The following is a 9,515-nucleotide window of genomic DNA, read 5'->3' as shown; positions in this document are numbered from 1 at the left end:
AGGCCCCGGCGCCTGGGCGGCGCCGGGGCGGGGGGTTCTGGCGCCCGCAAGGGAGGCCGGGGCACCCGAGTTGACCGATGCACGCCCGCCCGGGGACCTCCCCGCGCGTGCGGGGAGCAGAGGTCGTGAGCTGGGGTTTTATCGGCGCTCGGGGCGGATTTTGCTTACTTCCTGAGAGCGTGACCTATGGGGCGAAGCGCCCCGCACCCCATCCATCCCCACCACCCGGGGCATGTCCTCTCCTCGTCGCCCTGCCAGGCCCACGCTCCCCCATCGTTCCTCGTTCACGCATCACGCATCACGCGTCTCCCCCCTCGGACGGTGGGTAGATCACGGTGACCGTCACGTAGTCCGGGTCGTCGGTGAAGATGCCGTAGCCGTCGATGTCGGTGGTGGGGAAGATCGGGGGCGGCTCCTCGTCGAGGAACTCCGTGACCTCGCCGGTGGCGAGGTCCAGTTGGAGGGGGACGTCGCCGAAGGGGTCGTCCGGGAGTTCGGCCGTGCCGAACGCGCGGCCCGTGTCCGTGATCGCCGTGAAGCGGACCGGGTTGGTGTCCTCGGTCTCCGGGAAGCAGTCGCCGGTGCCCTCCTGAAGGTCGAACACCACCCGCTCGTGGAACAGGTAGCGCCCGTTCGACGACAGTCCCTCGGACGCCCCGACCGCCGTGTGGCCGACCGGGCACTGGAGCCTCGCCCGGATCTCGCCGGTCGCGCTGTCCACGGCGGCCCACACCCGTTGGTTCTCGTCCTCCAACGACGGCCAGACCGCGACGATCGCGCCGTCCGCGACCAGGCTGCCCGTGCTGTCCGTCGGGTCGGCGTCGTCGGGCGCGATGTCGGCCAGCGACCAGCCGCCGGAGACCCAGACCGCGTCGAAGTCGTCGTACAGCCCGGGCTCTCCGAGCAGCGGACCGCTCGGGGTCGTCCCGAGGATGACGGCTTCCGACGCGTCGCTGACCGGGCCGCAGTCCGCGCAGGAGGCGGGCGGCTCCAACACCTCCGGAAGCAGCGAGAGTCGGTCCCCCGTTGCCGGGTCCACCGCCACCACGGACTCAGCTCCGGGAAGGAAGTCCAGGTCGCCGCCGAAGGTGACCGCCAGTCCACCCCGTTCCTCGACCCGCCCCTCGCCCTCCACCTCGACATAGGTCGGCTCGGGCGCGTCCGTCGACTCGTCCACCGGGAAGATGTGGAGCACGGTCACCTCGTCGCCGCGTTCGATGGCGTCTCCCTCGGTGACGCCGGCCGACCAGGCGACGGCGTAGTCCCGCCCCTCGTAGGACAGCGCGAGGAACGCGAGGGCCGAATCCGGGCTGACCGCCGTCACCGGCTCGCTGGTCCACCGCGTCTCACCGGTGGCAAGGTCGCGGACTCGCAGTCGCGCCTCTGCGGTGTTGGCGCCCCAGACTGGTTCGGCCACCGCCCGCGCGTGGGGCAGGGCCAGGGCCTCGCCGCTCTCCGTCTGCCATCCCCGCGAGGTGTCGTAGACGGCGGGCACCGGTAACTGTGTTTCGGGCGGGCCGAGTTCGGCATCGCCCTCGTCGTCGGACGGCCCACCCGAGGCCGCCGAACCGCCGTCCTTCTCCTCGTCGGAAGCCTCCGTCAGGCTCCCGTCCACCTGGTCGTCCGTCCCGCCGCCGCAAGCCGCGAGCAAGCCGACGGCCAGGCCCGCCACCAGAACGTTCCGAAGTCGTGTGCGCAGCACAGAAGTTCGCCCCCCCGGGTTCACCTTTCGCATTCCGCCTCCTCCACGGTACGGCGGAGTCGGCGGAACGGCGACGGGCGGCACGGGGGCAGGTCGGGGTCCGGGCCGGGCCGGCGCGTAGGCTGCCGGGATGTTCGAGGTACCGGAGGCGTTGGCGCGGGAAACGGTCGAACGGGAGGGCGCGCCCGGCGCGGCCTGGAACGCGGAACTGCCCGGGATCGTGGCCGAGTTGCTGGAACGCTGGGACTGTCTGCCGGACGGCGAGGTCATGCACGGCGGCGTCGGGGTGATCGTCCCGGTGCGGCGGCGGGCTGCGAGCCCGGCCGTGCTGAAGGTGTCGTTCCCGCACCCCGGCAATGTGCATGAACCGGACGCGTTCATGGCGTGGCGCGGGCGCGGCGCGGTGCTGCTGTACGAACGGGATGACGCGCGCTTCGCGATGCTGCTGGAACGGGCGCACGCGAGCAGCCTGGCGGAGGTCGAGGACGGCGACGAGGTGCTGACGGTGGCGGGTCGGATCAGCCGCCGGCTGGCCGTCCCCGCGCCGCCCGGCCTGCCGAGGCTGCGGGAACGGGTCGAGGAGTGGGTTCACCAACTTCGCGCGGACGGAGCCGAGTTGCCACACGGGTTGGCACCCGGAACGGTGGCCGCCGCCGTCGCGACCGCCACCGAGCTTGGCTATGACCAGCCCGAGGTCATGGTGCACGGCGACCTGCACGGCGGGAACATCCTCCGCGCCGAACGCGAGCCGTGGCTGGCCGTCGACCCGAAGGGTCTGGTCGGCGACCCCGCCTACGACGGGGGAACGCTGCTGAAGTCCCGCGCCCTGGCCCTGCTGGGGGCCAACGACCTCGGCCGGGCGGTCCACCGGGTCGTGGACGCGTTCGCCGAGGCGGCGGAGTTGGAACGGGAACGGGTGCGGCGCTGGGCCCAGTTCCACGCCGTGCAGGGCGTGTTCTGGGCGCGGCGCCACGGGGTGCGGATCGCGCGGGGCGGCGAGGAGTTGGAACGGCTGGTGGGGTTCGGCGAGGCGCTGGCCGAGTTGCTGAGCCGGCCCGCCCGCGCCGGCCGCTAACGCGGCGACGCCGCGCGCGGGATGCGGACGGCCCCGCCGGGGTGTTGCCGTCCCGGCGGGGCGCGGTGGGGGGTCGTCGGGTAAGGGTTCAGTCCGTGGTCAGGTGCGCCAGCAGCATCCGCCACTGGGACGCCGGAAAGGTCAGCACCGGACCCGCCGGCACCTTCGAATCCCGAACCGCCCGCCCCGAAGGCGTCGCCGCCACCTCCAGGCAGTCGCCGTTCTGTGCGCTGTAACTGCTCTTCCGCCAGGGCTGGTTCGGTCGTTCCATTGCCATCGTCCTGCCTCTCCTCGCGAAAAAGGTCGGGGCGGCGGAGAAAAGAATCTCCGCCGCCCCGTGTGGTGTGTGAGGTCCGTCAGCGCGCGTCGAGAGTGTCGGCCTTCAGCGCCTGGGCGAACGCCGCCCAGGGCGCCGCCTCGAAGGCGATGGCCGTCGCCTCGGTGCGCTTGGAGTCACGAACGTGCAGGCCGCCCTCGGTGCGGCGGCGGGCCTCAACGCAATCGCCGTTCTGCATACTGAAGCTGCTCTTGTACCACCCGGACTGGTCTGCCTGCATTTCCCGTGTTCCTTCTTACCTATGAGTCCGTTTCCCTGATGATGCTCTCGATCAGGGTCTGGCTCTTCAACTCGCCCAGGGCCGTGGCCCGCAGGTGGTTGAAGATGTCCGCGTAGAGCCCGATGTCGGCGGGGTCTTCGAGGTATGTGTGACTGATGTGGTTCTCCAGCAGCACGACTTCCATGTCGGACGGCTCGGGGAACCGGTAGATCTTGAAGGGGGAGGGCCCACCTCGGTACGCCCCTACGGAGAAGGGTAGTACCTGCATCGTCACGTTTGGAAGCTTCGCCAGCTCGATCAGATGGCGCAACTGGTTTCGCATGACCGCCGGTCCGCCGACCTGCTGGCGCAGGGCGGCCTCGCCGAGGACGATCCAGACCTCGATCGGGTTCTCCTCGCGGTCCAGCGCCTTCTGCCGTTCCAACCGGACGTTGAGCTTGGTCTGCTCCTCCGACCCGGGCGGCTTGGGCGAGCCGCCACCGATGATGGCCCGAGCGTACTCCTCGGTCTGGAAGAGGCTTTCGATCACGCTCGGCTGGAAGCCCCGGACATAGGAGGTGTCCTCCTCCAGGCCGATGAGGTCGAGGAAGTCCTGCGGCAGCTGGTCCTCCAGGACGCGCCACCAGCGCTGCTTGCGACTCTCGCGGGCCAGGAACAGCCAACCCTCGCGCACCGCAGGGTCCTTGACCTGGTACAGGTCGAGCAGCGCCTTGAGGTCCAGCGGCCGGATCGGGCTTCGGCCCGACTCGATGCGCGAGACCTTCGAGATGTTGCAGCTCAACTGCTCGGCGGCGTGCTCCAGAAGCAGTCCGTGGCGCTCGCGCAGTCGGCGCAGGTTGGTGCCCAGCACACGGCGGCGGACGGTCGGGTTCGGGTTGTCCGGCATCTGACGGTCCTTTCGGTAGCTGGCCGACAGCGTAGCGTGCCGTGCGGAATCGCGCGATCGAACAAATGAATTTCAACATCCGACTTGCACCACAGAAGCCGACCGGTCCATGCTGAGTGCGTGAACACCGCGACACGGACCGTGTTCGCGGTCAACCGGCCTGCTCAGGCGCTTCCTTGACGGGTCGACAAGCTTCGCTTCGGGGAGGTGCCCCATGCCCGTCACCATCGCCAGGATCGCTGAGGACGACGCAACCTACGCCTGGGATCTGGTCGCTTGCACATCGGAACTCGAACACTGGCGTGCGATTGCGGCAGGGACCGTTGGCCGGCTGGGCGGTGACCGGGATGCCGTCGCGCTCACGCGCCTCGGCGTCACGGAGCTGATCAGCAATGTGATCAAGCATGTGGCGCACGACCCGCGTTGTCGACTGGTTGTCACCTGTGAGAGTGACAAGGACGTCCGAATCTCGGTCTGCGACCGCTCGTTGCGAGTCCCCAAGTTGACCGTTCCCGACTGGAGTTCGGAGAGCGGGCGCGGTCTCTGGCTGCTGTGCGAGATGGCGCCGGCCTGGGGCTGCACCCGCCTCGCCGAGGGCAAGTCCGTGTGGTTCCGCTTCCCGCTCGCCTGCGGAGACGGCGAGGAGGCCCGGCGGTGAACGCTCGCCCCACCCACAGGAGAGAGGAAGGACCGGAGGCGTGACCGAGGAAGCCTCGATCGTAAAAAGTGCCGACTGGGTGTTGTGCGAGGAGCGCGGGCCGGGGGTGCCCGAGGGGATCTACGGCGTGGCCTGCATGACCTGCGAGGCCCGTTCCCCGCTCTTCGACGACGACCAACTCCCGGTCGCCGTCTGGGCCATTCAACACGTGCAACAGGAACCGGAACACCGCCAGTTCATCGCCACCACCGAGAAGCACTGGCGCGTCCACCCCCGCCCCGGGCCCACCCCGCCGGCACCGGACTCCTTCCTCCAACGCGCCGCAGGACCGACGTTCGTCGGACTCATGTGCCTGCTCACCGCCCTGGCCGGACTCCTGCCGGCCACCCTCAACTGACCCCGACCACAACAGTCACCCGAGAAGAAAGCGAACCCGGAAACCCCATGCACACCACCATCGTTGACTCCCCGATCCCCCTCACCTTCCACATCCTCGCCACCACCCACAGCAACCACGTGCTGATGGTGCGCGGAGCCCGGCAGGACGACGGCGGTGAGGGCTGGGTCCTGCCGCACGGGCAGGTGCCCAACGGGCGGTGCGTCATCCTCGCCGCCCGCGAACACCTCATCGCCACCACCGGCTACGACCGCACCCTCGCCGAGATCTACGCCTCCTCACCCCGCACCGATGACCACGGCACCCTCATTGGGCTCGACCTCGTGCTCGACGGCGGCCACCTCCCCGAACTGCCGTCCAACGACCCCAAGACCGGCGCCAGTTGGGTCCCCATGCGCGAACTGCACGAGCCGCCCGGCCTCTACCAGTACGCCATCATCGCCGCCGGACAGCGCCGCAAGCTCCCGCTCCTCATCAACGGCGACCGGCCCGAAGCCGCCTTCGCCTGAGCATGGTCGAGGGCGGCGCCGCCTGGGAGTTCCTCCCGCCCGCGCCGGGGCGGGAGGGCGACCAGGGGTGGGTCATCGGACCGTGCTGGTTCTTCTGCGACCACCAGGTCACCCCCGTCACCTGGATCGGCGCCGTCAGCACGGCCGGCGCGCACGCCCCGCTCTACGCCTGCCGGCCCTGCCTCACCCAGCTCCACGCCATGACCTGGGACTACGCCGAGGCGATGCTGTCAGCGCCGATCGACGCGAACGGTCGACCCGTTGTCCCGTACGGCGACCCGACGCGTAACCGGCCGGCGCCGCCGGTCCGTTGGCTGGCCACGGCGCTCCACCCGGCGCGCACCGCGTTCGGCAGCCGCCTTCGGCGACTGCTCGGCGCCCTGCCCCGGGGTTGAGGGGGCGGCGGTCGCCCAGCGTGCGGGCGCCCAGCGAGTAGTCGCGCAGCGTGCAGGCGCGAGGAAAGTGCGATGAAAGCGGCATCCCCATGATGGGAAGTGAAAGGCACGCCGGACGCACTGCGTCCGTGGGTACCTATCGGGGGAGACGGGCCGGCAGCGTCAACACCGCTGTCGGCCCGTCGAAGTTTCGGGAACGAGAAGGATGAACATGGCAACGGGGTGGCGGCGCCGGACCGTCGCGGCCTGCGGACTGGCGGCGACGCTGCTGGTCGCGGGCTGTGGCGGCAGCGACAGCGGGAACAACGGAGGCAGCGGGAACGGAGACGGCGGCGCGTCGTCGGCGGGCGGCGACGCCTCGCCGGCGGAGGAGACCGAACCGGAGCCGGAGGAGGACGCCGAGGCGGCCGGGCTCGACGCCTGCGAGCTGCTGACCGAGCAGGAGGTGGCCACCGCGATCGGCGCCGAGGCGCTGCATGTGACGTCACGACGCGTCGCCCCCGAGGTGGACGGCGGACGGTTGGCCGGCTGCTCGTACCTCAACGAGGATGTGCCGGGCATCGCCGGAATGACCCTCAACGTGGTCGCTGGGACCGATGACGAGGCGTTCTTCATGCCGTTCGCCGAGCGCGAGGGGCTCTACGCCGTCGATGAGTTGGGCGAGCGCAACCTCTATGTCGGCTACGAGACCGGCGACGGCTCGGTGCACTTCCGCGAGCTGCGGATCATGGAGGGGGACACCGGGCTGCACCTCCGTTACACCTACCACGACAACCCTGGTGGGATGCCGGCCCTCGACGAGGACTCGATGGTGGACGCCATGACCGCGATCGCTTCATCGGCGATCGAGCGGCTGCCCGACCAGGTGACCATCGCGGACGGCGTGCCCGAGGGGCCCTGCGCGGAGATCGATCTCGCGCTGGCCGCCGAGGCGCTGGGCGGGGAGCTGACCACCGCCGGCTCGGTGGTCGGCGAGGACGGCGCGCTGAACTGCGAGTTCGGGGGCGTGGACGCGGAGTTGACGGTGCTCGCGGTCACCGATCCCGCGCGGGTCGCCTCGATGGGGGTGCCGGCCGCCGAGGTCAATGTGCCGGACCTCGGGGACGGCGCGCGGGTGCGGGTGATGCCCGCCGATGCGGGCGCGCAGGGTCCACTGGACGCGACGGTGAACGTGGGCGGCACGAAGGTCGTGGTGGTCAGCGCGGTCTACGCGCCGGAGGCCGGCGCGATGTCGGAGCCGGCGCCCGAGGCCGTGGAACTGGTGCGGCACATCGCCGCGACCGTGGGTTGAGGGCCCCGGTCCGGCGATCCGGTCCAGCGATCCGGCCATCCAACGGACCGACGGTCCGGCGGTTCATGGTCGTTGAGGGAGAGTCATTCATGTCAGGTGGAATGCCGGGCGGCGACGTGCCCGGGGGATATCAGCAGCCGGGAGGCCAGGGATACGGCGGCCCGCCCGGGCCACCGGGTCAACCCGGTCAACCGGGTCAACCGGGCGGCCAGCCGGGGCAGTTCGGGCCATACGGTCAGCCACAGGTGCCGCCGGGGCAGGGGCAGCCTCCGCAGGGGCAGGTGCCGCCGCCGGGGCCGTACGGCTACCCGGGGCAGCAGCCGGGGCAGCAGCCGGGGCAACCCGCGCGGCATCCCGGACAGCAGCAGCCGTGGGGCGGGCCGCCGTCGGGCGGAATGCCCGGCGGGATGCCGCCCGGTCCGCCGCCCCCGCCGGGGCACCGGCAGCGGAAGCGTTCCCCGTGGGTCCCGATCCTCGTCGTGGTGTTGGTGCTGGCGCTGGGCGGCGGCGGGTGGTTCCTGTTCGGGCCCGGCTCGGACGACAGCAACACGCGGCCGCCGATGGGCGCGACGCCCGACACGCCCGGCGGGGTGGTCTGGTCGCTGAACGAGGAGGTCGCCGAGGGGGCCAGGATCGAGGGGTTCTGGACGGTCGGCGAGGACACCCTGGTCAAGGCGGTCGACAACGTCTTCACCGCGTACTCCCTGGCCGACGGCTCCTCCCTGTGGACCCTGGCGCTTGAGGGCGACTCGATGTGCGCGCCGTCCGGCACCACCGAGGACGGGCTGATCGTCGTCGGTCATGGGGAGTACAACTGCGGTCAGAACATCACGCAGGTCGATCTGACGACGGGCGAGACCGGATGGAGCCGGCCGTTGGAGCCCGAGGAGGCCCCGGACGGCTTCCAGATCGCGATCTCCGGCTCCTCGTACGCCATCCACACCCATGGCGGCTGGAACCTCCACCGCATCGCGGACGGCGAACTCATCTCGGCCGCCGCCGCCGTCTACAGCTCGCTGCACCAGGCCGTCAACCGGACCGACTTCGCGCAGGAGAACGCGCCGACCAACGGCCAGGAGATCTGCGCTGTGGACGGGGTGGCCGGCGGCGAGCGGCTGATCCGCCGGCGCACCTGCGCCACGGTGACGGACGCGGCGAACGGCACGACCAGCGCGCCGTTCTTCAAGCTGGAGCAGATCGACCCGGACACCGGCGACACGCTGTGGAGCCTGGACGTGCCGGAGGGCCGCTGGGTGAGCAAGATCCACAGCGCGACGCCGCTGGTGGTCTCGCTGCGCTCGGAGGAGTTCGGGCGGGTGACCGACCTCATGTTCGTCGACGAGGCCGGTCAGATCACCGGGCAGGTGCCGATCGAGACCACCGGCGTGGCCGAGAACGACGTCCATCTGCTCCTGGAGGAGTGGTGCCGGGACAGCCTCGTCCCCTACAACGGGGTGGACGAGTGCGGCGGCACGGCGGTCGGCGGCGACACGTTCTATGCCTCGCCCTCGGGGCTGTCCGGCCCCAACCCGGTCACCGCGATGGACGTCACCACGGGGGCGGTCAAGTGGACCTACGAAACGGAGCAGTTCTACAAGCAGACGGTGCTGGCGGCCGATGAGGAGGGCGTCATCATCCACCAGGCCAGCCATCTCGGGTCGTCCGGGCAGGTCGCCAGGATCTCGGCGGACGGGCAGACCGTCGAGCCGCTGTTCCGCACGGACGAGGCGTGGTTGCAGCCGACGTTCTACACCGCCTGGCTGAACGGCCAACTCGTCTACAGCGTCTCGGACTTCTCGCTGGACCAGGACATCGCCGTCTATGGCCCGGAGGGCGAGGCCGTTCCGCTGACGGAGGAGAACGGGGGCAACGGCGAGGCCGAGGACGGGACGGCGGGCGCCGCCACCGAGGGCGGGGGCGAGGACGCCGGTGCCGCCGAGGGCGGGGGCGCCGACGCGGAGGCGCCCTGACGGGCTGGCCGGCCGCCGACCAGCGGCCGGGTGCCACGCCGGCGGCGATCGCGTTCGCCGGCCCGGGGGGTCAGT

At 71.0% G+C, this 9,515-nt stretch carries 12 protein-coding genes; 7 read left to right on the top strand and 5 right to left on the bottom strand.

What is annotated here, in order from left to right; genetic code table 11:
- Positions 1–298 precede the first annotated feature (298 nt).
- Positions 299–1,615, bottom strand: coding sequence for a hypothetical protein (locus tag EBN88_RS25590; RefSeq protein WP_147472842.1), 1,317 nt, complete (start codon positions 1,613–1,615; stop codon positions 299–301).
- 217 nt (positions 1,616–1,832) lie between these two features.
- Between EBN88_RS25590 and EBN88_RS25585 the strand changes: the two genes are divergently transcribed.
- On the top strand, positions 1,833–2,777 hold the full coding sequence (locus EBN88_RS25585) for an aminoglycoside phosphotransferase family protein (RefSeq protein WP_122399424.1): 945 nt from the start codon (positions 1,833–1,835) through the stop codon (positions 2,775–2,777).
- An 88-nt stretch (positions 2,778–2,865) separates the two neighbouring features.
- Here the strand turns inward: EBN88_RS25585 and EBN88_RS25580 are convergent, their stop codons facing one another.
- From EBN88_RS25580 to EBN88_RS25570, 3 genes are all read right to left on the bottom strand, one after another.
- Positions 2,866–3,054, bottom strand: a complete 189-nt coding sequence (locus EBN88_RS25580; protein ID WP_199742484.1) for a DUF397 domain-containing protein — start codon at positions 3,052–3,054, stop codon at positions 2,866–2,868.
- A 79-nt stretch (positions 3,055–3,133) separates the two neighbouring features.
- Positions 3,134–3,334, bottom strand: coding sequence for a DUF397 domain-containing protein (locus EBN88_RS25575; RefSeq protein WP_122399422.1), 201 nt, complete (start codon positions 3,332–3,334; stop codon positions 3,134–3,136).
- A gap of 19 nt (positions 3,335–3,353) precedes the next feature.
- Positions 3,354–4,220, bottom strand: coding sequence for a helix-turn-helix domain-containing protein (locus EBN88_RS25570; RefSeq protein WP_122399421.1), 867 nt, complete (start codon positions 4,218–4,220; stop codon positions 3,354–3,356).
- 214 nt (positions 4,221–4,434) lie between these two features.
- On the opposite strand from EBN88_RS25570, the gene EBN88_RS25565 reads away from it, so the two are divergent.
- The 5 genes from EBN88_RS25565 (at position 4,435) to EBN88_RS31340 (ending at position 7,470) form a co-directional block, all read left to right on the top strand.
- Positions 4,435–4,878, top strand: coding sequence for an ATP-binding protein (locus EBN88_RS25565; RefSeq protein ID WP_122399420.1), 444 nt, complete (start codon positions 4,435–4,437; stop codon positions 4,876–4,878).
- A gap of 40 nt (positions 4,879–4,918) precedes the next feature.
- Positions 4,919–5,275, top strand: coding sequence for a DUF7848 domain-containing protein (locus EBN88_RS25560; RefSeq protein WP_147472841.1), 357 nt, complete (start codon positions 4,919–4,921; stop codon positions 5,273–5,275).
- 47 nt (positions 5,276–5,322) lie between these two features.
- On the top strand, positions 5,323–5,784 hold the full coding sequence (locus EBN88_RS25555) for a hypothetical protein (protein WP_122399418.1): 462 nt from the start codon (positions 5,323–5,325) through the stop codon (positions 5,782–5,784).
- 2 nt (positions 5,785–5,786) lie between these two features.
- Positions 5,787–6,179 (top strand): hypothetical protein, encoded by a 393-nt coding sequence (locus EBN88_RS25550; RefSeq protein ID WP_122399417.1) that lies wholly within the window; start codon positions 5,787–5,789, stop codon positions 6,177–6,179.
- A gap of 211 nt (positions 6,180–6,390) precedes the next feature.
- The gene (locus tag EBN88_RS31340) at positions 6,391–7,470 is read left to right on the top strand and encodes a DUF3558 family protein (protein WP_199742483.1); all 1,080 of its coding nucleotides are present in this window, start codon (positions 6,391–6,393) and stop codon (positions 7,468–7,470) included.
- A 92-nt stretch (positions 7,471–7,562) separates the two neighbouring features.
- Here the strand turns inward: EBN88_RS31340 and EBN88_RS25540 are convergent, their stop codons facing one another.
- Positions 7,563–7,823 carry a hypothetical protein gene (locus EBN88_RS25540; RefSeq protein WP_122399416.1) on the bottom strand — a complete coding sequence of 87 codons (261 nt, stop codon included), beginning with the start codon at positions 7,821–7,823 and terminating at the stop codon, positions 7,563–7,565.
- A 54-nt stretch (positions 7,824–7,877) separates the two neighbouring features.
- Here EBN88_RS25540 and EBN88_RS25535 point away from each other — a divergent pair, with 54 nt between their 5' ends.
- Positions 7,878–9,440 (top strand): outer membrane protein assembly factor BamB family protein, encoded by a 1,563-nt coding sequence (locus EBN88_RS25535; protein ID WP_158621529.1) that lies wholly within the window; start codon positions 7,878–7,880, stop codon positions 9,438–9,440.
- Positions 9,441–9,515: the final 75 nt, after the last annotated feature.

It is taken from the genome of Streptomyces triticirhizae (assembly GCF_003696235.1).
Classification (GTDB): Bacteria; Actinomycetota; Actinomycetes; order Streptomycetales; family Streptomycetaceae; genus Streptomyces; species Streptomyces triticirhizae.
The sequence above is the reverse complement of the archived record's forward strand: the minus strand, read 5'-3'. Positions and strand labels throughout refer to the sequence as shown.

Excerpts from the sequence above, each read along its gene's own strand:
- EBN88_RS25585 (WP_122399424.1), top strand. The coding sequence starts at position 1,833 with ATGTTCGAGGTACCGGAGGCGTTGGCGCGGGAAACGGTCGAACGGGAG.
- EBN88_RS25580 (WP_199742484.1), bottom strand. The coding sequence starts at position 3,054 with ATGGCAATGGAACGACCGAACCAGCCCTGGCGGAAGAGCAGTTACAGC.
- EBN88_RS25575 (WP_122399422.1), bottom strand. The coding sequence starts at position 3,334 with ATGCAGGCAGACCAGTCCGGGTGGTACAAGAGCAGCTTCAGTATGCAG.
- EBN88_RS25570 (WP_122399421.1), bottom strand. The coding sequence starts at position 4,220 with ATGCCGGACAACCCGAACCCGACCGTCCGCCGCCGTGTGCTGGGCACC.
- EBN88_RS25565 (WP_122399420.1), top strand. The coding sequence starts at position 4,435 with ATGCCCGTCACCATCGCCAGGATCGCTGAGGACGACGCAACCTACGCC.
- EBN88_RS25555 (WP_122399418.1), top strand. The coding sequence starts at position 5,323 with ATGCACACCACCATCGTTGACTCCCCGATCCCCCTCACCTTCCACATC.
- EBN88_RS25550 (WP_122399417.1), top strand. The coding sequence starts at position 5,787 with ATGGTCGAGGGCGGCGCCGCCTGGGAGTTCCTCCCGCCCGCGCCGGGG.
- EBN88_RS31340 (WP_199742483.1), top strand. The coding sequence starts at position 6,391 with ATGGCAACGGGGTGGCGGCGCCGGACCGTCGCGGCCTGCGGACTGGCG.
- EBN88_RS25540 (WP_122399416.1), bottom strand. The coding sequence starts at position 7,823 with ATGCCGCGCGGGTTGCCCCGGCTGCTGCCCCGGCTGCTGCCCCGGGTA.
- EBN88_RS25535 (WP_158621529.1), top strand. The coding sequence starts at position 7,878 with ATGCCGCCCGGTCCGCCGCCCCCGCCGGGGCACCGGCAGCGGAAGCGT.